Source organism: Pseudomonas sp. H1_F01 (genome assembly GCF_054681425.1).
The window spans coordinates 2313015-2333839 of sequence record NZ_CP162823.1 but is presented as its reverse complement, the minus strand read 5'-3'; the positions used below and the strand labels follow the sequence as shown (position 1 = coordinate 2333839).

19 protein-coding genes and 5 tRNA genes are annotated in these 20825 nt (G+C 61.9%); 8 read left to right on the top strand and 16 right to left on the bottom strand.

Annotated features, from left to right (window positions below; translation table 11 throughout):
- Positions 1 to 2: 2 nt before the first annotated feature.
- The 8 genes from AB4O09_RS10720 to uvrB form a co-directional block, all read right to left on the bottom strand.
- Positions 3 to 836: an alpha/beta fold hydrolase gene (locus AB4O09_RS10720; RefSeq protein WP_038858163.1), complete on the bottom strand. Its 834-nt coding sequence runs from the start codon at positions 834 to 836 to the stop codon at positions 3 to 5.
- A 28-nt stretch (positions 837 to 864) separates the two neighbouring features.
- Complete coding sequence (locus tag AB4O09_RS10715; protein WP_003203880.1) at positions 865 to 1404, bottom strand: TetR/AcrR family transcriptional regulator; 540 nt, start codon at positions 1402 to 1404, stop codon at positions 865 to 867.
- A 180-nt stretch (positions 1405 to 1584) separates the two neighbouring features.
- Positions 1585 to 1660, bottom strand: a tRNA-Glu gene (locus AB4O09_RS10710).
- Between the two features lie 75 nt (positions 1661 to 1735).
- A tRNA-Ala gene (locus AB4O09_RS10705) sits at positions 1736 to 1811 on the bottom strand.
- Positions 1812 to 1864: 53 nt separating this feature from the next.
- A tRNA-Glu gene (locus AB4O09_RS10700) sits at positions 1865 to 1940 on the bottom strand.
- Between the two features lie 79 nt (positions 1941 to 2019).
- Positions 2020 to 2095 (bottom strand) — tRNA-Ala (locus tag AB4O09_RS10695).
- Positions 2096 to 2241: 146 nt separating this feature from the next.
- A complete protein-coding gene (gltX, locus tag AB4O09_RS10690; protein ID WP_460108178.1) occupies positions 2242 to 3723 on the bottom strand; it encodes a glutamate--tRNA ligase in 1482 nt (493 codons plus the stop codon).
- 218 nt (positions 3724 to 3941) lie between these two features.
- Positions 3942 to 5957, bottom strand: coding sequence for an excinuclease ABC subunit UvrB (gene uvrB / locus AB4O09_RS10685; RefSeq protein ID WP_003203884.1), 2016 nt, complete (start codon positions 5955 to 5957; stop codon positions 3942 to 3944).
- A gap of 330 nt (positions 5958 to 6287) precedes the next feature.
- Between uvrB and AB4O09_RS10680 the strand changes: the two genes are divergently transcribed.
- Positions 6288 to 7484, top strand: coding sequence for an amino acid aminotransferase (locus AB4O09_RS10680; protein ID WP_460108176.1), 1197 nt, complete (start codon positions 6288 to 6290; stop codon positions 7482 to 7484).
- A 374-nt stretch (positions 7485 to 7858) separates the two neighbouring features.
- Here AB4O09_RS10680 and AB4O09_RS10675 read toward each other — a convergent pair whose 3' ends face one another.
- Positions 7859 to 8086 carry a hypothetical protein gene (locus tag AB4O09_RS10675; RefSeq protein WP_063320300.1) on the bottom strand — a complete coding sequence of 76 codons (228 nt, stop codon included), beginning with the start codon at positions 8084 to 8086 and terminating at the stop codon, positions 7859 to 7861.
- 235 nt (positions 8087 to 8321) lie between these two features.
- Between AB4O09_RS10675 and AB4O09_RS10670 the strand changes: the two genes are divergently transcribed.
- From AB4O09_RS10670 to AB4O09_RS10660, 3 genes are all read left to right on the top strand, one after another.
- Positions 8322 to 8397: transfer RNA gene (locus AB4O09_RS10670), tRNA-Asn, on the top strand.
- Positions 8398 to 8646: 249 nt separating this feature from the next.
- The gene (locus tag AB4O09_RS10665) at positions 8647 to 8841 is read left to right on the top strand and encodes a hypothetical protein (RefSeq protein ID WP_003203896.1); all 195 of its coding nucleotides are present in this window, start codon (positions 8647 to 8649) and stop codon (positions 8839 to 8841) included.
- Between the two features lie 89 nt (positions 8842 to 8930).
- Entirely contained in the window at positions 8931 to 9113 is a 183-nt protein-coding gene (locus tag AB4O09_RS10660; RefSeq protein WP_003203898.1) for a hypothetical protein, read from the top strand.
- Between the two features lie 41 nt (positions 9114 to 9154).
- Here AB4O09_RS10660 and AB4O09_RS10655 read toward each other — a convergent pair whose 3' ends face one another.
- On the bottom strand, positions 9155 to 10216 hold the full coding sequence (locus AB4O09_RS10655) for an AI-2E family transporter (protein ID WP_003203899.1): 1062 nt from the start codon (positions 10214 to 10216) through the stop codon (positions 9155 to 9157).
- Positions 10217 to 10364: 148 nt separating this feature from the next.
- Here AB4O09_RS10655 and trhP point away from each other — a divergent pair, with 148 nt between their 5' ends.
- Entirely contained in the window at positions 10365 to 11690 is a 1326-nt protein-coding gene (gene trhP / locus AB4O09_RS10650; RefSeq protein WP_003203902.1) for a prephenate-dependent tRNA uridine(34) hydroxylase TrhP, read from the top strand.
- 243 nt (positions 11691 to 11933) lie between these two features.
- Here trhP and AB4O09_RS10645 read toward each other — a convergent pair whose 3' ends face one another.
- From AB4O09_RS10645 to AB4O09_RS10620, 6 genes are all read right to left on the bottom strand, one after another.
- Entirely contained in the window at positions 11934 to 13613 is a 1680-nt protein-coding gene (locus AB4O09_RS10645; protein WP_003203904.1) for a methyl-accepting chemotaxis protein, read from the bottom strand.
- Positions 13614 to 13840: 227 nt separating this feature from the next.
- Positions 13841 to 15157 (bottom strand): Na+/H+ antiporter family protein, encoded by a 1317-nt coding sequence (locus AB4O09_RS10640; RefSeq protein ID WP_161796651.1) that lies wholly within the window; start codon positions 15155 to 15157, stop codon positions 13841 to 13843.
- A 258-nt stretch (positions 15158 to 15415) separates the two neighbouring features.
- Positions 15416 to 16729, bottom strand: a complete 1314-nt coding sequence (locus tag AB4O09_RS10635; protein ID WP_003203907.1) for a sensor histidine kinase — start codon at positions 16727 to 16729, stop codon at positions 15416 to 15418.
- Positions 16726 to 17394: a response regulator transcription factor gene (locus AB4O09_RS10630; protein ID WP_003203909.1), complete on the bottom strand. Its 669-nt coding sequence runs from the start codon at positions 17392 to 17394 to the stop codon at positions 16726 to 16728. The genes AB4O09_RS10635 and AB4O09_RS10630 overlap by 4 nt, the downstream gene beginning before the upstream one ends.
- Complete coding sequence (locus AB4O09_RS10625) at positions 17394 to 17705, bottom strand: PepSY domain-containing protein (protein WP_003203911.1); 312 nt, start codon at positions 17703 to 17705, stop codon at positions 17394 to 17396. Before AB4O09_RS10625 ends, AB4O09_RS10630 begins: the two co-directional genes overlap by 1 nt.
- Positions 17705 to 18013: a PepSY domain-containing protein gene (locus AB4O09_RS10620; RefSeq protein ID WP_003203913.1), complete on the bottom strand. Its 309-nt coding sequence runs from the start codon at positions 18011 to 18013 to the stop codon at positions 17705 to 17707. The genes AB4O09_RS10625 and AB4O09_RS10620 overlap by 1 nt, the downstream gene beginning before the upstream one ends.
- A 224-nt stretch (positions 18014 to 18237) precedes the next feature.
- Here AB4O09_RS10620 and AB4O09_RS10615 point away from each other — a divergent pair, with 224 nt between their 5' ends.
- The 3 genes from AB4O09_RS10615 to AB4O09_RS10605 all read left to right on the top strand — a co-directional run bounded on the left by AB4O09_RS10615 (position 18238) and on the right by AB4O09_RS10605 (position 20778).
- Positions 18238 to 19317: a patatin-like phospholipase family protein gene (locus AB4O09_RS10615; protein ID WP_460108174.1), complete on the top strand. Its 1080-nt coding sequence runs from the start codon at positions 18238 to 18240 to the stop codon at positions 19315 to 19317.
- Positions 19318 to 19399: 82 nt separating this feature from the next.
- Positions 19400 to 19756 (top strand): 6-carboxytetrahydropterin synthase QueD, encoded by a 357-nt coding sequence (gene queD / locus AB4O09_RS10610; protein WP_003203918.1) that lies wholly within the window; start codon positions 19400 to 19402, stop codon positions 19754 to 19756.
- Positions 19757 to 19947: 191 nt separating this feature from the next.
- Positions 19948 to 20778, top strand: a complete 831-nt coding sequence (locus AB4O09_RS10605) for an alpha/beta fold hydrolase (protein WP_460108171.1) — start codon at positions 19948 to 19950, stop codon at positions 20776 to 20778.
- The last annotated feature ends 47 nt before the right edge of the window (positions 20779 to 20825 follow it).

Genomic DNA, 20825 nt, shown 5'->3' with positions numbered 1-20825 from the left:
CTTCAAGCCGATTGCCGCGCTTGCAGACTGCGCCCGGCCAGCAGTGATAACACCCCATCAATGACACGAGGATCGGCCAGCACCCGCCGGTGCCCGCCCTGTGGCAGTCGCAGCAAACGACTGTCGAACCAGGCTTCATGGATCAACTGCGACTCCCTCACCGAAACCGATGTGTCGTCCTCGGCATGGACAATCAACCCCGGCACGTCCAGCTGGTAGTGCGCTACATCCATCTTCGAAGCGGGCATGCCCACATCGCTTTCCACCTGGCGAATGAACGCCGAACGCGCCTTGGGCGGCAAACCCATCATCCGGGAGAAACCGCGCAATACCCCAAGGATGCGAGCGGGTGCGGCGATGCTGACCAGCGTCTCGGTACGCAACCCCAACTGGACAGCCAACAGGGCACTGGCGCCGCCCATGGAATGCCCGATCACAGCCTGCAACGGCGGCAGCTCAGCGGCGGCTTCGAGCATGGCCCTGGCAAACAACAGGACATTCGCCTCGCGACCCGGTGAACGACCATGAGCCGGACCATCCAGCGCCACCACCGTGTAACCGGCGTCCACCAGGGCCGTGATCAGCGCCGCGAACTGAGTCGGCCGCCCTTCCCAGCCATGCATCAGCAAGACTGCCGGGCCTTTGCCCCAGCGCAAGGCCGAAAGACCGAAGCGCAAGGTGATACGCTCGGACGAGGCCAGCAGCGGCAGTTCCCAATCCCGCGGCGGCAAGTTGCGCGGGCGCATGAACAGCGAACGCATCTGCTTGGCCACCATGCGCGGAGCCACCCAACCAAGCGTGCCATTGACGCTACGAATCCAGCTCAGCCTGTCCATCGCTCATCTCCAGGGCTCGCGCCTCAGCTCATCGCACCGCCGACTTGGCGGCGCGCAGCAAACGATCCGATAACTCTCCAGGGCCCAGTGCCCGTGCCAGGGCCAGGCCACCCACCATCAAGGCGATGTCGGCCAGGGCCTTGTCGGCGTCCTCCGGGCTGGCCGCCAATTGCGCGACCATCAACTCGATATGCTCATTGAGCACTTCACGAAACGCATCCGGCAGCCGGCCGAGCTCGCCGACCGATGCAGGGATCGGGCAGGCGTGTTCGGTGGAGTCACGGTGCTTGCGTGACAGATAGAACGCCGCCACCAGAGCGCGCCGCTCTTCGCCTGTCAGCTCGCCGTCCATGTCGGCGATCAGGCCGCGGCGCCGATTGAGCAATTGCTTGAATGCCTCCAGCATCAAGGCATCCTTGCTTTCGAAATGGGCATAAAAACCGCCCACCGTCAGCCCGGCCGCGCCCATCACCTCGCCCACGCTCGGCTCAGCCGGCCCACGCTGGATCAGCGCATCGCTGGCGGCCTTGAGAATGCGTTCACGGGTTTGTGCCTTTTTATCGCTCATCGTCGCCTCCGAATATTACGATTGAAATATTATCCCTATAATAATTTTCCGCAAGCGGAAATTTTGACCGCTGGTCAGAAGTCTATTTTCAAGGATAGGGAATTGGCCGAACGCCAGACAAACAAAAGGGCCATTCAAGAATTGAATGACCCTTATAAAATCCCGCAGAGCGGGTAATCGTGGCGTCCCCTAGGGGACTCGAACCCCTGTTACCGCCGTGAAAGGGCGGTGTCCTAGGCCACTAGACGAAGGGGACACAAACCTTCTGACTTGATCAGCGCTGAGAACTGATCGATTCAAGGACGGTGTGGCCAGACCTTGAACCTGTAATTGGTGGAGCTAGACGGGATCGAACCGTCGACCTCTTGCATGCCATGCAAGCGCTCTCCCAGCTGAGCTATAGCCCCGGATTTTTCGCCTCGCGGCGGAGTGACATCTTGCAACATCGCTTCTGTAAAACTGGCGTCCCCTAGGGGACTCGAACCCCTGTTACCGCCGTGAAAGGGCGGTGTCCTAGGCCACTAGACGAAGGGGACGCAAACCCTTCTATACAACTGATCAACGCTGAGTGCTGATCGCTTCAAGACCGGTGTGGCCAGGCCTTGAAGTGTAAATTGGTGGAGCTAGACGGGATCGAACCGTCGACCTCTTGCATGCCATGCAAGCGCTCTCCCAGCTGAGCTATAGCCCCTCATCGCTGAGGACGGGGCGAATCTTAAGGGCGTATCGGAGGGCTGTCAAATTTATTTTCAACAAATTTGAAAATTTTTTGCCGGGATAACAATCACTTACCGACAAACCCCGGAAAACCGGGGTATGTCCTGCCTCATTGAACGCTTACGCGATCGCGCCCAGCAGTTTTTCCCACTCCTTGTTTTCCTTCTTCGACACACCACCGAGCAGATCGATGGCCTGGCGCAGGCGGAAACGGGTCAGGTCCGGCCCGAGGATTTCCATCGCGTCGAGCACCGACACCGAGCTGGCCTGGCCGGTAATGGCGGCGAACATCAGCGGCATGGCATCGCGCAGTTTCAACTCCAGCGACTCGACCACGGCCTGGATGGTCGCGGTGATGCTGCCCTTCTCCCACTGACGCAGGCTTTCGAGCTTCCACAGGATCAGCTGCATCAACTGGCGCACCTGGTCGCCCGAAAGCTTCTTGGATTCGAACAACTTCGCATCCGGCGTCACGCCACCGGCGAAGAAGAAGCCGGCCAGCGGGGCGATCTGGCTGAAGGTCTCTACCCTGCCCTGCACATGGGGAGCGATCTTCATCATGTACTCAGGGTTCAATGCCCACTTCTGCACACGTGCGGCGAACTCTTCCACCGGCAGGTCCCGCAACCACTGGCCGTTGAGCCACGACAGCTTCTCGACGTCGAAGATCGGCCCGCCCAGGGACACGCGCGACAGGTCGAAATGCTCGACCATTTCCTGCAGCGAGAACTTCTCGCGCTCGTCCGGCATCGACCAGCCCATGCGCCCCAGGTAGTTGAGCATCGCCTCGGGCATGAAGCCCATGCGCTCGTAGAACGTCACCGAGGTCGGGTTCTTGCGCTTGGACAGCTTGCTCTTGTCCGGGTTACGCAGCAGCGGCATGTAGCACAGCTGTGGTTGCTCCCAGCCGAAGTATTCGTAGAGCAGGATCAGTTTCGGCGCCGATGGCAGCCATTCTTCACCACGCAGGACGTGGGTGATGCCCATCAGGTGATCGTCGACCACGTTCGCCAGGAAGTACGTCGGCAGGCCGTCGGTCTTCATCAGCACTTGCATGTCCATGCGATCCCACGGGATCTCGACGTCGCCACGCAGCATGTCCGGCACCACGCAGACGCCTTCGGTCGGCACCTTCATGCGGATCACATGGGGCTCGCCGGCCGCCAGGCGACGGGCGACTTCTTCCTTGGACAGCAGCAGCGCCCGGCCGTCGTAGCGCGGGGTTTCACCACGGGCCATTTGCTCGGCGCGCATCTGGTCCAGCTCTTCAGCGGTGCAGAAACACGGGAACGCATGCCCCATGTCCACCAGTTGCTGGCAATACTGCTTGTAGATGTCACCGCGCTCGCTCTGGCGATACGGACCGTGCGGGCCACCGACGTCCGGACCTTCGCTCCAGTCGATTCCCAACCAGCGCAGGGCGTCGAAGATCTGCTGTTCGGACTCGCGGGTCGAACGCAACTGGTCGGTGTCCTCGATCCGCAGGATGAACTCGCCGCCATGCTGCTTGGCAAAGCAATAGTTGAACAAAGCGATGTAGGCGGTGCCGACATGGGGATCGCCAGTGGGCGAAGGCGCGATGCGGGTGCGGACGGTGGTCATGGCATGTCTCGGAAAGAATATAAAAGCGAAGATCAAACAGGGGGCGAATGGTAACAGGCGATGGCGGGCGGGCTCCAGTGAGAGCGGGATTTGTGTGGCCAGTCGTCAGACCGAGTCGCGCCCATCGCGAGCAAGCTCGCTCCCACAGAGACCGCGACTCGGTCCAAATGTGGGAGCGAGCTTGCTCGCGATGAGGCCCTTAAAACCGCCAAAAAACCTCAGACAGTCAGCAACCGCTCACGCAACTTGCCAATCTCATCACGCAACTGCGCCGCTGCCTCGAACTCCAGGTCCCGGGCCAGCTGGTACATTTTCTCTTCCAACTGCCGGATGCGCTTGGTGATTTCGCTCGGCGAGCGCAGTTCGGCCTCGTAACGGGCGCTCTCTTCCGCCGCCTTGGCCATGCCCTTGCGCTTCTTGCTGCGCGAGCCGGGCACGGTGGCGCCTTCCATGATGTCGGCGACGTCCTTGAACACGCCCTTGGGGGTAATGCCATTGGCCAGGTTGAAGGCGATCTGCTTGTCGCGACGGCGCTCGGTCTCACCGATAGCCCGTTCCATGGAGCCGGTGATGCGGTCGGCATACAGAATTGCCCGGCCATTGAGGTTACGCGCCGCGCGACCGATAGTCTGGATCAACGAGCGCTCGGAACGCAGGAAACCTTCCTTGTCGGCGTCGAGAATCGCCACCAGCGACACTTCCGGCATGTCCAGGCCTTCACGCAGCAGGTTGATGCCCACCAGCACGTCGAAGGTACCCAGGCGCAGGTCGCGGATGATCTCGACCCGCTCCACCGTGTCGATGTCCGAGTGCAGGTAGCGCACCCGCACGCCATGGTCGGCCAGGTAGTCGGTGAGGTCTTCGGCCATGCGCTTGGTCAGCGTGGTGACCAGCACCCGCTCTTCCACCGCCACGCGCTTGGAGATTTCCGAGAGCAGGTCATCGACCTGGGTCAACGCTGGGCGAACCTCGACTTGCGGGTCCACCAGTCCGGTCGGCCGCACCACTTGCTCGACCACGCGACCGGCATGTTCGGCCTCGTAGTTGCCAGGCGTGGCCGAGACAAAAATCGTCTGCGGGCTCACGCTTTCCCATTCGTCGAAGCGCATCGGCCGGTTATCCAGCGCCGAGGGCAGGCGGAAACCGTATTCCACCAGGGTTTCCTTGCGCGAACGGTCGCCTTTGTACATGGCGCCGACCTGGGGCACGCTGACGTGGGACTCGTCGATGACCAGCAAGGCATCGGCCGGCAAATAGTCATACAAAGTCGGCGGCGGCGCGCCCGCCGGACGGCCCGACAGGTAGCGCGAGTAGTTTTCGATGCCGTTGCAGTAGCCCAGCTCCAGGATCATCTCCAGGTCGAACCGGGTCCGCTGCTCCAGACGCTGGGCTTCCACCAGCTTGTTGTTCGAACGCAGGTATTCCAGGCGCTCCTGCAACTCGACCTTGATCCCTTCGATGGCGTCCAGCAGGGTTTCCCGGGGCGTCACGTAGTGGCTCTTGGGGTAGAAGGTGAAGCGTGGCAACTTGCGGATCACTTCACCGGTCAGCGGGTCGAACGCCGAGAGGCTCTCCACTTCATCGTCGAACAGCTCGATGCGGATCGCTTCCAGGTCCGACTCCGCCGGGTAGATGTCGATCACATCGCCACGCACCCGGAACGTCGCCCGGGCGAAATCCATGTCGTTGCGGGTGTACTGCAAGTCCGCCAGGCGCCGCAGCAAGGCGCGCTGGTCGAGTTTGTCGCCGCGATCCACGTGCAGCACCATCTTCAGGTAGGTTTCCGGGCTGCCCAGGCCGTAGATACACGACACGGTGGTGACGATGATCGCGTCCTTGCGCTCGAGCAAGGCCTTGGTCGCCGACAGTCGCATCTGTTCGATGTGGTCGTTGATCGAAGCATCTTTCTCGATGAAGGTGTCCGACGACGGCACGTAGGCCTCGGGCTGGTAGTAGTCGTAGTAGGAAACGAAGTACTCCACGGCGTTATTCGGGAAAAACGCCTTGAACTCACCGTACAGCTGCGCCGCCAGGGTCTTGTTCGGCGCCAGTACCAGGGTCGGGCGCTGAATCTGGGCGATCACGTTGGCGATGCTGAAGGTCTTGCCCGAGCCGGTCACACCGAGCAGCGTCTGGTGCGCCAGCCCGGCCTCGATGCCCTCGACCATCAGGCGGATGGCTTCCGGCTGATCGCCGGCGGGCTGGAAGCGGGTGACTAGCTGGAATTCAGACATGACATAACCTCTGGATTCACCCCTGTCGGCCAGCCGACAGGAACGAGAAAGACCGAAACGACTGATGTCGCCCGAGGAAAAACTGGAATGCACACAATGTGGAGGTGAATGCCTTCGCTTTCAAGACGAACGTCCTACACGCCTTGAAGACTTTGACGCGGCGAGAGGACTAACGGTCGAAAAAAATCGTAAAAACTTAGCGTAAAAACCGAATCGCCTGTCGCCGTGCCGGGTGATGGCCTCTATACTAGCTCCCCGTTTGTGCACCGCTCTAGTGCATTCGGCTGGAGCGCCACACCTCCCCTCACTCTCCATTAGAGCCGCGCAATAATGAGCCTGTTTTCCGCTGTCGAATTGGCACCCCGCGACCCCATCCTGGGCCTCAACGAAGCTTTCAACGCCGACACCCGTACCAACAAGGTCAACCTGGGTGTAGGTGTTTACTGCAATGAAGAGGGGCGTATTCCACTCCTGCGCGCGGTTGTCGAGGCCGAGACGGCTCGCGTGGCTCAGCACGTTTCCCGTGGTTACCTGCCGATCGACGGCATTGCCGCCTACGACCAGGCCGTGCAGACCTTGCTGTTCGGCAAGGATTCGCCGCTGATCGCCTCCGGTCGCGTCATCACCACCCAGGCCGTGGGCGGCACCGGTGCACTGAAGATCGGTGCCGACTTCCTCAAGCAACTGCTGCCTGACGCCGTCGTCGCCATCAGCGACCCAAGCTGGGAAAACCACCGCGCCCTGTTCGAAACCGCCGGCTTCCCGGTGCAGAACTACCGCTACTACGACGCCGCCACCCACGACGTGAACCGCAGCGGCCTGCTGGAAGACCTCAACGCCCTGCCCGACCGCTCGATCGTTGTGCTGCACGCCTGCTGCCACAACCCGACCGGCGTGGACCTGGGCCCGGAAGACTGGAAAAACGTGCTGGCCGTGGTCAAGGCCAAGAACCACGTACCGTTCCTGGACATGGCCTACCAGGGCTTTGGCGCCGGTATCGAGGAAGACGCGGCGGCCGTGCGCCTGTTCGCCGAGTCGGGCCTGACCTTCTTTGCCTCCAGCTCGTTCTCCAAGTCGTTCTCCCTGTACGGCGAGCGCGTCGGCGCCCTGTCGATCGTCAGCGAATCGAAAGAAGAAAGTGCCCGCGTGCTGTCCCAGGTCAAACGCGTGATCCGCACCAACTACTCCAACCCACCGACCCACGGCGCCAGCATCGTCGCCGCCGTGCTCAACAGCCCGGAACTGCGGGCCCAGTGGGAAGCCGAACTCGCCGAAATGCGCCTGCGCATTCGCGGCATGCGCGTCCAGATGGTAGACATGCTGGCCAAGGCCGCACCGCACCACGACTTCAGCTTCGTCGCTCGCCAGAGCGGGATGTTCTCCTACTCTGGCCTGACCGTTGAACAAGTGACGCGCCTGCGCAACGAGTTCGGCATCTATGCCCTGGACACCGGCCGCATCTGCGTGGCAGCGTTGAACCAGAACAACATCGATGCGGTGACCAAGGCCATCGTCCAGGTGATCTGACGCCCTCGGCGCTGGATGAAAAACGGGAAGCCATTGGGCTTCCCTTTTTTTGGCCTGATGCTTCTGTGGCCTGCTTCTGTGGCGTGGGAGCAAGCTCTCATGGAACAAATTGCAACCATGTGATTTTAAGGCTGAAAATACATATCGATCGTTCCCTCGCTCCTGCGTGGGAATGTCGCCAGGGACGCTCCGCGTTCCGCTTCTGGAGTGTGACGCAGAGCGTCACGGAATGCATTCCCACGCAGAGCGTGGGAACGATCAAAAACAGATATCTCGTGGACGTCGCTCTAGTTCCCTGCGCGACAGCGCAGCGTCGAAGACGTGGCGGGGACTCCCTCGTCACAAGAGCACCGGGCACGACACACTCGCTGAAGCTACAGCTCCGTCGCCCGCTGGCTCGCCGCATCGTCATAAACGACATACAACGACTCGGCCACCTGGCTCTTGATCGCCTTGGTGCTTTCCAGCCCCAGGACAAAGCCCTCGGCCTTGCCACCGGCGCGGTTCAACTCTTCGGCAGTGCTGGCCTGGGTGATGGCATCGTACAGTTTCTCGGCATGAGGCCCCACGCCCTTGGGCAGGCTGATCTGGGCGGTACTCACAAGAGCACCTCGGCGCGTCGGGCACTGAGAAGGCGTAACAGGTGGTTCATGGCGAGTACCTTAATGTCGGCGAATGGCCGGCAGTGCATCCTGCAACTTCCGGGCGACCATGGTAGTCCTCTCCTGCCCTGGCGGTAACTGCCAATCGTTGATTGACCGTCAAAGGGCACCAGGAATGCGCCGTCCGGCAATGGACGCTTGACTTCTCTTTTCCAATCAGTAACATACGCGCCATTCCGCGATAGCTCAGTTGGTAGAGCAAGTGACTGTTAATCACTGGGTCCCTGGTTCGAGTCCAGGTCGTGGAGCCAGACAGCAACAAACAAAAGCCCCTGAATCGAAAGATCCAGGGGCTTTTTTGTGGGTAAAAAATAGACTAATGGCCGTATAAGCCTGCCCGAGGTCGCTGCCGGAACAATAATCCGGCGCCAAAAAGGCATTATGGTCCGGATCCTGCTTTCTTTTTTTCCAACAACCCAAGCTGTCACATGAGCGTCATGACCGGGCCGCAAACTGGCTCTGTCCGCCAACAACAGCTTCATAAAAACAAGGACGAAGGTATGCCCACACAAAACCCTCATCGTATCGTCGGCCTGTGCACCTCCAGCAAGGTGTACAACGTGCTGACCGAACTCAAGCAACTGGAAGGCCACCGCAGCGCCAAGTTCCTTTCCCTGCTGGCGGAAAACCTGGTGCGCAAGGGCCTGCTCAACGAGCAGGAAGTGGTGCACATGCTCGATCTGGTCGTCGATTGAGCGGCATCGATTCCTACTATTGAGCCGGTTGATTTTTCGTTACCCCCACTGAGTCGTAAGGTAACCCCATCGATTGATGGAGGTTTCCCATGCCCAAGGTTCAAATCATGTCTGTCATTGGCAGCGCTGTCCCCGCCCCACTCCGGGAGCTCGGGTTGCTGGCCTGCTGGTATCTGGTGCAAGACGGCGTGACCATCAGCGGCCCGCTGACTTCACTGCCCGCCGCCCAGGCCCTGTCGCAACGTATCGGCCCGTACCTGCTGAGCGCCTAGGCTTTATACGAAAAGTGCCTGCGCGACTTTTCATACAAAGCCTAAGGCAATTGCACCCGCGGCGTGGTTTCGACGAACAGGGCCCAACTCGACATGAACAGCGCGGCGATCAGCGGCCCGATCACGAAGCCATTGAGCCCGAACACCGCCAGCCCGCCCAGCGTCGAGACCAGCACCATGTAGTCGGGCATCTTGGTGTCCTTGCCCACCAGGATCGGGCGCAGGAAATTGTCCACCAGGCCGATCACGAACACCCCGAACAGCGTCAGTACCACGCCCTGCCAGATCGCCCCCGAGAGCAGGAAATACACCGCCACCGGCGCCCAGACGAGGCCCGCCCCCACCGCTGGCAACAACGACAGGAACGCCATCAGCACCGCCCAGGGCAACACCGTCGGAATCCCCAGGATCCAGAAGATCAGCCCCCCCAGCGCGCCTTGGCTGATGGCGACCAGCAGGTTGCCTTTCACCGTGGCGCGCACCACCCGGTTGAATTTCAACTGCAGGCGGCGCTTTTGGTGTTCCGCCAAGGGAACGGCCGTGCGCACCTTGCGCACCAGCTCCGCGCCGTCGCGCAGAAAGAAGAACAGCAGGTAGATCATCACGAAGAAGCTGACCAGGAACTGAAAGGTTCCCTGCCCGAAGCTGAAGGCCTGGGTGGCGAAGAACTCGCTGCCCTGCATCGCGCTCTTGACGATCTTGTCGCGCAAGCCGTTCAGGTTGCCCAGGCCGAAGCGGTCCAGCAGGTGCTGAAAGTACGGCGGCAAGGCATCCTTGAAGCGGGCCAGGTAATCGGCAATGTCCAGTTCTCCACTTTCCAGGCTCTTGTACAGCGCCGCGCCTTCCTGGACCAACAACGTACTGATGATGATCACCGGCAAGATCGCGCAGACCACACAGATACTCAACGTGAACAACGAAGTGACATTGCGGTGCCAGCCGAACTTCAACTGCAGGCGGCGCTGCATCGGCGCAAAGACGATGCCCAGGATCACCGCCCAGAACACCGCGCCGTAAAACGGCAGCAGAATCCAGATGAAGGCGATGGTGACCAGCACCAGGAGCAACATCTGGGCTTTGTTTTGCAGCATCTTTCGATTCATCAGCTTTCCATGTCCAAAGGCGGGATAAACATTAGTCCGCCAGGACGCGCCGGAGTGCCTTCGCGTTTGCCCTGTGCCTTTGATCCAGATCAATATGGCCTGGCCGAGCATGGGCTACCCTCGCCGCCTTTTGCGATCCGACGCCATCATGACCCTCGCCGCCCCCGAACTACTGGCTCCCGCCGGCACCCTGAAAAACATGCGCTATGCCTTCGCCTACGGTGCCGATGCGGTGTATGCCGGTCAGCCGCGCTACAGTCTGCGGGTGCGCAACAACGAATTCGACCATGCGAACCTGGCCTTGGGTATTGCCGAGGCCCAGGCCATGGGCAAGCGCTTCTACGTGGTGGTGAACATTGCCCCGCACAACGCCAAGTTGCGCACCTTCCTCAAAGACCTCGAACCGGTGATCGCCATGGCGCCGGACGCGCTGATCATGTCCGACCCGGGGCTGATCATGCTGGTGCGCCGGCATTTCCCGCAGATGCCGATTCACCTGTCGGTGCAGGCCAACACGGTGAACTGGGCGAGCGTCGAGTTCTGGCAGCAGCAGGGCTTGAGTCGGATCATCCTTTCCAGGGAACTGTCCCTGGAGGAAATCGCCGAGATCCGCGAGCAGGTGCCGGCCATGGAGCTGGAAGTGTTCGTCCACGGCGCGCTGTGCATGGCCTATTCCGGACGCTGCCTGCTGTCCGGCTATTTGAACAAGCGCGACGCCAACCAGGGCAGTTGCACCAATGCCTGTCGCTGGAAATATTCGGCGCAACCGGCGGTGGAAAACGCTGTGGGCGACATCGTGCAGACCTATCAACCCGAGCCGACCCTGGGCCTTGGCGCGCCCACCGACCAGGTGTTTTTGCTTCAGGAAGCCAACCGCCCGGGAGAATCCATGCCGGCCTTCGAGGACGAGCACGGCACCTACATCATGAATGCCAAGGACCTGCGAGCCGTGCAGCACGTCGAGCGCCTGGCGCGCATGGGCGTGCATTCGCTGAAGATCGAAGGGCGGACCAAGTCGCACTTCTATTGCGCGCGCACCACCCAGGTGTATCGCCAGGCCATCGATGACGCGGTGGCCGGCCGGGAATTTGATCGCAACCTGATGACCGACCTGGAGTCCCTGGCCCAGCGCGGCTACACCGAAGGTTTTCTAAGGCGCCATGTGCACGACGAATACCAGAACTACCAGAACGGCAGTTCGGTGTCGGAGCGCCAGCAGTTCGTCGGCGAACTGACCGGCGAACGGCGCGAACGCCTGGCCGAAGTACGGGTGAAGAACCGCTTTGGCCTGGGCGATCACATGGAACTGATGACCCCCAAGGGTAATTTCCACTTCGACCTGCATCAGTTGCAGAACGTCAAAGGCCAGGGCATCGAGGTGGCACCGGGGGATGGGCACGTGGTGTACGTGCCGATTCCGGATGCGGTGGATCTGCGGTTTGGGTTGTTGATGCGCGATGTGCGTGAGCCATAGCCCCTGTGGGAGTGAGCTTGCTCGCGATGGCGGTGCGTCTGCCAAATGAATGTTGGCTGATCCAACGCTATCGCGAGCAAGCTCGCTCCCACAGGGTTTTGTAGCGGTTTGCACCTGTGAAGCACGGCAGAAACTGCCGAAGGCTGCGATCCTTCTTTCTCGATAAGACCCGGTTGCCCAGGTGAAAACATCTGGATCGAGAGCAAAAGATCGCAGCCTTCGGCAGCTCCTGCCGCGATGGGATCAGATCCGGAACTGTCCTACCAGCTTGCCCAGGCGCTGGCCCAGGTCGGCCAGGCTGCGGGAGGTCTGGGCGCCGAGTTGGGTTTCGTCGGCGACGCTGTCCACGGCCACGGCGATCTGATGCACGCTGCGGTTGATTTCCTCGGCCACCGCGGTCTGTTCTTCGGCAGCGCTGGCGATCTGGGCGTTCATCGAGTTGATGGTGCCGATCAACTGCGCCATGGTGTCCAGGGAGGCACCCGCCTCGTTGGCCCGTTCCGAAGTGCCCTCGCCAGCCTCACTGGAACGGCGCATCGCTTCCACCGCCGCATGAGTGCCTGATTGCAAGCGATCGATCATGCCCTGGATTTCCTGGGTGCTCTGCTGGGTCCGGCTGGCCAGGGCCCGCACTTCATCGGCCACCACCGCAAACCCACGCCCCGCCTCGCCGGCACGCGCGGCCTCGATGGCGGCGTTGAGAGCCAGCAGGTTGGTCTGCTCGGCAATCGAACGAATCACCCCAAGCACGCTGACAATCGAAGCCACGTCCTGCTGCAGGCTGTCCAGGGACACGCCACTGCTGCGGATATCGTTCACCAACGCATGAATCTGCTGGATGCTGCCGGCCACCACGCGCTTGGCCGATTGTCCTTCCTCGTCGGTCTGCTGGGCCGCGACGGCGGCGCCCTGGGCGCTGCGGGCGACTTCCTGGGCAGCCGAGGACATCTCGTTGATCGCCGTGGCGACCTGATCGGTTTCGTGGCGCTGGCGTTCCATGGCCTGCTCGGAGCGCTGGGCCTGCTCGGAGACTTGCGTCACCAGGCCGGTCAGTTGCGAGGTCATGTCGGTGATCTGCCGCACCAGGCCGTGGATCTTGTCGACGAAGCGGTTGAACGAACCGGCCAGTTGGCCGAGCTCGTCCTGGCTGGTGATGGTCAGCCGACGGGTCAGGTCGCCCTCGCCCGCGGCGATGTCGTCGAGATTGTCTTTCATCAGGTGCAGCGGCCGCAGGATCGTGTTGGCGAGCACCAGGCCCACCACCGCAATCACCAGCAACACCACCGCGGCGATCCCGACGATGCTCAATATCACGCCTTGCAGGCGATCGTGGACCTTGGTTTCCACCAGCGCGACCTGGGCTTCGATGCCGTCCAGGTTGACCGAGCTACCGACTGCCAGGTCCCACTTGGACAGGTATTCGGTGTAGCCAAGTTTGGGCACCAGGTCTTTGCTGCCGGGCAACGGCGAGCTGTATTCGAGGTAGTGAGTCCCGTCCTTGGCGACTTTCACCAGGTCGCGGTTGACGTAGACACCGTTCGGGTCGCGGTTGTCCTTGAAACTCTTGCCAACGCCATCGGGGCTGTTGGCCTTGAACAGACGAATGGTCTCGGAGTCGTAGCCGAAGAAATAGCCATCCTTGCCGTAGCTGATGTTCGACAGCAGCTTGATCGCCTGGGCGCGCGCTTCATTATCGCCAGGCGCAGCGGCATCGTAGAGCGGCTTGATGGCGGTCAGGCCCACCGCTACGTAGTTCTGCAGCGTGGCCTTGGCCTCGCTGAGCAGGCGCTCGCGGGTTTGCTGGACCTCTTTGCTAGCTTGCTCCTTCAAGATGAAAGCCGTGGTCAGGCTGATGATCACGGCGGACAGCAATACCGGCAGTATCGCAAGGGACAGGACTTTAGCCTTCAGGCTCAGGCGCATGCTGTTCACTCTTGTTGGTGTTATTGGCGTGGTTAGCTGTATTAACGGCACCGCGCGGCAAAACTGTAGGACAAGGTGAACAGGGTCTAAGAGAAGGGTCGATCTTGAGGGCCCCTTCGCGAGCAAGCTCGCTCCCACAGGGATTGGTGGTGTCCACAACTCTTGTGTTCACACCGATCCACTGTGGGAGCGAGCTTGCTCGCGATTGAGGTAACTCGGTATTGAGGTTACAAGACCATCGCCGCCACCCAACCAAACACCAGCAGCGGCAGGTTGTAGTGGATGAAGGTCGGGACCACGGTGTCCCAGATGTGATGGTGCTGGCCGTCGATGTTCAGGCCCGAGGTCGGGCCCAGGGTCGAGTCCGAGGCTGGCGAGCCGGCATCGCCCAGGGCGCCGGCAGTGCCGACGATGCAGACGATCGCCAGCGGGCTGAAGCCCAGTTGCAGGCACAGCGGCACGAAAATCGTCGCCAGGATCGGCACCGTGGAAAACGACGAGCCGATGCCCATGGTTACCAGCAGCCCCACCAGCAACATCATCAGCGCGCCAATGCCCTTGTTGTGGCCAATCCAGGCCGCCGAAGACTCCACCAGGCTCTGGACTTCACCGGTGGCCTTCATCACTTCGGCGAAGCCTGAGGCCGCGATCATGATGAAGCCGATCATCGCCATCATCTTCATGCCTTCGGTGAACAGGTCGTCAGTCTCGCGCCAGCGCACCACCCCCGACAGCGAGAAAATCAGGAACCCGACCAGGGCACCGATGATCATCGAGTCCACCAGCAACTGCACCGCGAACGCCGCCGCCACCGCCAGCCCGGCCACCATCAGGCTCAGCGGGTTATAGCGCACAGCCACTTGCTCGACCCGGGCAATCTTCTTCAGGTCGTAGACGCGCTTCTTGCGGTAGGAGAACAACGACAGCAGCAAGCCAAACACCATGCCCAACGCCGGAATGCCCATGGCATGGGTGACGTTGATGCCGCTGACGTCCACACCGCTGCGGGCGATGTTGGCCAGGAGGATTTCGTTGAGGAAGATATTGCCGAAGCCCACCGGCAGGAACATGTAGGGCGTGATCAGGCCGAAGGTCATGACGCAGGCGATCAACCGGCGGTCCAACTGCAACTTGGTCAGCACATAGAGCAGCGGTGGCACCAGCAGCGGGATGAAGGCGATGTGGATTGGCAAAATGTTCTGGGAGGCGATCGCGACCGTTCCCAGCAGACCGATCAACACCCATTTGACGCCCGTGCCACCCGCGGCATCCTGGCGATCCACCAGGGCCAGGGCTTTGTCCGCCAGGGCATGGGCCATGCCGGACTTGGCAATCGCCACGGCGAAGGCACCGAGCAAGGCGTAGGACAACGCCACTGTCGCACCGCCACCCAGGCCGGCGTTGAACGCCTTGAGCGTTGCCTCGATTCCCAGGCCACCCGTCAGGCCACCCACCAACGCACCGATAATCAGCGCGATCACCACATGCACGCGGGCCAGGCTGAGCACCAGCATGACGCCAACCGCGGCAATTACTGCATTTATCATCATTACCTCAAAGCACAGCGATGGAAAGCCACCGGACAAAAAGGTCGCGACTTTGCAGCAAGCGGCGGCAAGCTGCAAGGGCCGTGGGGCGGGTTTTCAAGTCTCGCCCCCCTGTATGAGGGGGATTTGTGGGAGCAAAGCTTGCTCGCGATGACGTTGTCACCTACAACACCTGTGCTGGCTTTAAAAATGCTATCGCGAGCAAGCTTGCTCCCACAGGTTCGCCCCACATACAGGCGGTGCCATGAATAGCTGTCAGCGCTTGGGCAACTCGATCACCACCTTCAACCCACCCCACTCGCTGTCGTCCAACGCCAGCAGGCCGCCCCAGGTGTCGACGATGTCCCGCACGATGCCCAGGCCCAGGCCGTGTCCATCGGTCTGTTCATCCAGCCGCGTGCCGCGGCTGAACACCTGGTCGCGGCGATCCTTGGGGATGCCCGGGCCGTCGTCTTCCACGGCCAGGCTGAACCCGTCGGCTGTCTCGGTCATGGTCAGGCGCACTTCGGCATCGGCCCATTTGCAGGCGTTGTCCAGCAGGTTGCCCAACAGTTCCAGCAGGTCTTCACGATCCCACGGCAGGTGCAGGCCTGGCGGGGCGACGTAGCTCAGGTGCAGGTGTTCGCCGTGGATCATGTTCAGTGTGGCCAGCAACCCCGGCAGCTCGGCGTCGCAGTCCAGGTGCGCGCCGGGCAAGGCATCGCCGGACAGGCGGGCGCGGTTGAGTTCCCGGTTCAGGCGCTGGCGGACCTGCTCCAGTTGCTCGAGCAACAGTTTGCGCAACTCGGGATACGGATCGAGCTTCTCGTTCGACGCCAGGCTTTGCAGCACCGCCAGCGGGGTCTTCAAGGCATGGCCGAGGTTGCCCAGGGCGTTGCGCGAACGCTTGAGGCTGTCCTCGGTGTGGGCCAGCAGATGATTGATTTGCGCCACCAGCGGTTCCAGCTCACGTGGCACCTGTTCGTCGAGTTGCGAACGCTGCCCGCGCTGCAACTGGGCAATCTGCTCCCGCGCCCGGTCCAGCGGACGCAAGGCGCGGCGCACGGTGATGCGTTGCAGCAACAGAATCAACAGCAACCCCGCCAACCCCAGCCCGAGGCCGATCTGCTGCATTCGACGGAAGCTGTCACGCACCGGTGTGTAGTCCTGGGCCACGCTGATGGAAATCGCCTGGCCCAGCCGTCGATAGTCGGTGCGCAGCACCAAGAGCTTCTGGCCCTCAGGCCCCAGTTGCAGGTTGCTGTGCAGGCCCGGGTGGTCGAGCCGGGGCAATTCCTGGTCCCACAGGGAACGGGAGCGCCAGTGCACATCGGCAAAATCGATGCGGAAATAGTGCCCGGAAAACGGCCGCAGATAGGCCGGCGACAGGCGTCGCTCATCCAACTGCAAACCCTGCGGGCCGCGCACCAGGGCCACCAGCAGGTTTTCGCTGTCGTTGCGCAGCCCGGCTTCCAGGTAACGCTGCAAGCCCAGCTCGAACAGCCACAGACTGGTCTGTGCCAGGACCAGGCCGACCACCACCATCACACCGATCAGCCCCAGGCTCAGGCGCCGCTGGATGGATCTCACTGCGCCTGCCCGCCGAACAGGTAACCCTGGCCGCGACGGGTTTCGATCACGCTGCGTCCCAGCTTGCGCCGCAGGTGATTGACGTGGACTTCCAGCACGTTGGAATCGCGCTCGGTCTCACCGTCATACAGGTGTTCGGCGAGATGGCTTTTGGAAAGGATCTGCTCGGGATGCAGCATGAAATAGCGCAACAGGCGGAACTCGGCCGCCGTGAGCTGGATGTCGGTGCCGTCGCGGACTACGCACTGGCGGCTCTCATCCAGGTGCAACCCGGCCGATTTCAGCGTCGGCTGGTTGACCTGGCCGTGGGAGCGGCGCAGCAACGCCTGGATCCGCAACTGCAGCTCTTCAGGATGAAAAGGTTTGGTCAGGTAATCGTCGGCCCCGGCCTTGAGCCCTTCGATGCGCTCGGCCCAGGACCCGCGTGCGGTGAGGATCAGCACCGGCGTGGCCAGGCCGCCGGCACGCCATTGGGCCAGCACGTCGAGCCCCGGCACGCCCGGCAGGCCGAGATCGAGGATGATCAGGTCGTAGGGTTCGCTGCTGCCCTGATACACCGCGTCGCGACCATCGGCGAGCCAGTCGACGGCGTAGCCCTGACGTGCAAGCCCGGCCATCAGTTCGTCCGCCAGGGGCACGTGATCTTCCACCAGAAGCAGGCGCATCAGTCTTCCTTATCTTTGAGTAAGCGGCCGGTCGCGGCCTCCAGGTCCAATTCGCGCACGACGCCCTCGGTGTCCAGCAGCTCGACCTCATAAATATAGACGCCGTGTTTTTCCTCCAACTCGGCTTCCAGCAGTTTGGCCCCGGGATGCAGGTCCAGCGCCTGTTGCAGCAGTTGCTCCAGCGGCAAGATCACACCCTGCTGGCGCAGTTGCAGGGCCTCGTCCTGATCCAGGTCCCGGGCCACGGCCAGCGAACAGAACGCCAGCAGCGCCAGCGCCCATCGACTATGGGCGCGCAGATTAAGCTTCATTACGTATCCTGATGATTCTTGAGCACCTTGCCGTTGGTGGCGTCCAATTCCAGATCCCACTCAATGCCCTTCGTGTCGCGCAGATCCACCTGGTAAATGTACTTGCCGTACTCTTCGTCCAGCTCGGTATCGGTCAAGGTGGCGCCAGGGTGTTCGGCCAGGGCAGCGGCATTGAGTTTTTCGAAGGACAGAATGGTACCAGCGTCTTGCAGTTTGCGGGCTTCGTCGTCATCAAGGTCTCGTGCGTGAGCCAGGCTCGTGCCGAGGGCCATGAGGGTCGCGATGAAAAAGGCAGTCAGGCGGTTCATGGGTTGTCTCCTTTTTATAATCTTCAGCGGGGGGGACTGTATCGGGATGAACTTAACTGAAACTGAATCGCCATCATGGAACCCACATCAATGTGGGAGCGAGCTTGCTCGCTATAGCAGTCAGTAGACATTGAAGTGACAGTTCCACCGCCATCGCGAGCGAGCTCGCTCCCACAGGGTTTTGTATCGTTATAATCAGCCGCTTACCCGTATTCGAGACCGGTATGACCGCCATCCACATCAAGTTTCCCGCGCTCACCCTCAAGGCCGGCCCGCGTGCATTCGGGCGGATTCGCCAGGCCGGCTTGAACGCCGCCGACGTCGGCATCCTGCCGGGCGCTGCCGGCGGTCCGAAGGCCCTGGGCATCCAGGGGCTGGACCTGGCGCTGTTCGGCGAATGGCTGCCCGCCGCGCCCCGGGAGCGCTCGCTGATCGGGGCCTCGGTGGGTGCCTGGCGCTTCGCCAGCGCCTGCCTGCCGGACGCCGCCGAGGGAATCCGGCGTCTGGGCACCTTGTACAACGAACAAAGCTTCGCCAAAGGCGTGACCATGGCCGGGGTCAGCCAGAGCTCGCAACGCATGCTCGATGATTTGCTCGACGGCCGCGACGCTTCAATCCTCGATAACCCGCAATACCGGCTCAACATCATGGTGGTCAAGAGCCACGGCCTGCTGGCCCAGGATCATCGCGGCCGACTGGGCCTGGGCTTGTCGTCGGTGATCGCCGACAACCTGCGAGGCCGGGCACGGCTGTCGCGGCATTTCGAACGGCTGATCATCCATGACCCGCGCCTGGCCCCGCCCCTGCATCCGTTGAATGACTTTCCGTCGCGCTTCGTTCCGTTGGCCGCCGGCAACCTGCGCCAGGCCCTGCTGGCCTCAGGCTCGATCCCGATGGTCATGGAAGGCGTGCGCGACCTGCCGGGTGCCGGTGCCGGCACCTACCGCGACGGCGGTTTGCTGGACTACCACCTCGACCTGCCGTACAGCGGCGAGGACATCGTGCTGTACCCACACTTCATTGATCGGGTCATTCCCGGCTGGTTCGACAAGGGCCTGCCGTGGCGCCGGGGCAACGTCGACCGCCTGCAAGACGTGCTGTTGCTGGCGCCGTCCCGTGAATACCTGGCGCGCCTGCCCTACGGCAAACTGCCAGACCGCAACGACTTCAAGCGCTTCATGGGCGATGACCCGAGCCGCCGCCAGTACTGGCGCACGGCGATGGACGAGAGCCGCCGGCTCGGTGATGAGTTCCTGGAGCTGACGGCCAACGGCGGGTTGGGCGAGCGTTTGCTGACCCTTTAGTCAGCACGGTCGCGCAACGCCGTTATCAAACTGATAAACTCCGCCGCCTGCCTCGCGACCGATATCTAAAGAGCCCGAACCTGTGGAAATTTTCAAAGAGTTTACCTTCGAATCCGCCCACCGCCTGCCCCACGTGCCGGACGGCCACAAGTGCGGCCGCCTTCACGGCCACTCGTTCAAGGTGGCGATCCACCTGAGCGGCGACATCGACCCGCACACGGGCTGGATTCGCGACTTCTCGGAAATCAAGGCGATCTTCAAGCCGCTCTACGAGCGCCTGGACCACAACTACCTCAACGACATTCCTGGCCTGGAAAACCCCACCAGCGAGGTCCTGGCCAAGTGGATCTGGAATGAACTGAAGCCATTGCTGCCGGAACTCAGCGCCATCCGCATCCATGAGACCTGCACCAGCGGTTGCATCTACCACGGCGAATAAACCTGTGGGAGTCCGCCTGTGGGAGCAAAGCTTGCTCGCGATGAAGATGACACAGTCTCTCTGGAACCGAGGCGCCTGCATCGCGGGCAAGCCTTGCTCCCACAAAATCTAGCGCCACCATTGGGGTTACCCTACCCCGTCAGCATTGGCCTATGCTTGGTCCCCTGAGCCATTTTCAGGGAGTATCGAGCATGACCCACTGGCCGCTGGATCAGATTTACGACTTCACCGGACACCCCATCCGCTACGCCATCCACGGCGATGGCCCGCCGCTGGTGTTTGTCCACGGCACGCCCTTCTCTTCCTACGTGTGGCACCGCATCGCCCCGCTGTTCTTCGCCACTCACACGGTGCATTACTTCGACCTGCTGGGGTATGGCCAGTCCGCGCAGCCCGATGCCGACGTGTCCCTCGGCGTGCAGAACCAGCTGCTCGCCCAACTGCTGGAGCATTGGCGCCTGGATTGCCCGGACGTGGTGGCCCATGACTTTGGCGGCGCCACAGCCCTGCGCACGCACCTGCTCAATGGCAAGGACTACCGCAGCCTGACCCTGATCGACCCGGTGGCCCTGTCGCCCTGGGGTTCACCCTTTGTCCAGCATGTACGCCAGCATGAAGCGGCGTTCAGCGGCCTGCCCGACTATATCCAGCGGGCGATCGTGCCAACCTATATCCGCGGCGCGATCAAACGGGACATCCCGGACGCAGAGCTGGCGCCCTACGTGCAGCCGTGGCTTGGCGAGTCGGGCCAGGCGGCGTTCTACCGGCAGATTGCGCAGATGGACGAGCGTTATACCCGCGAAGCCGAGGGTCTGTACCCGACCGTACGCTGTCCGACCCAGATACTGTGGGGCGAGGATGACCAATGGATCCCCATCGAGCGCGGGCGGGCCCTGCACAAGCTGATTCCAGGTGCACAGTTCCACCCTGTTCCGAACGCCGGGCACCTGGTCCAGGAAGACGCGCCGGAGGCTATCGTCGCGGCGGTGTTGCGATTCCTGGCGTTGCCCCCCTCAACCTGAAGCACACCGCATTCCCCCTGTGGGAGGCTGGATCATCGGCAATGAGA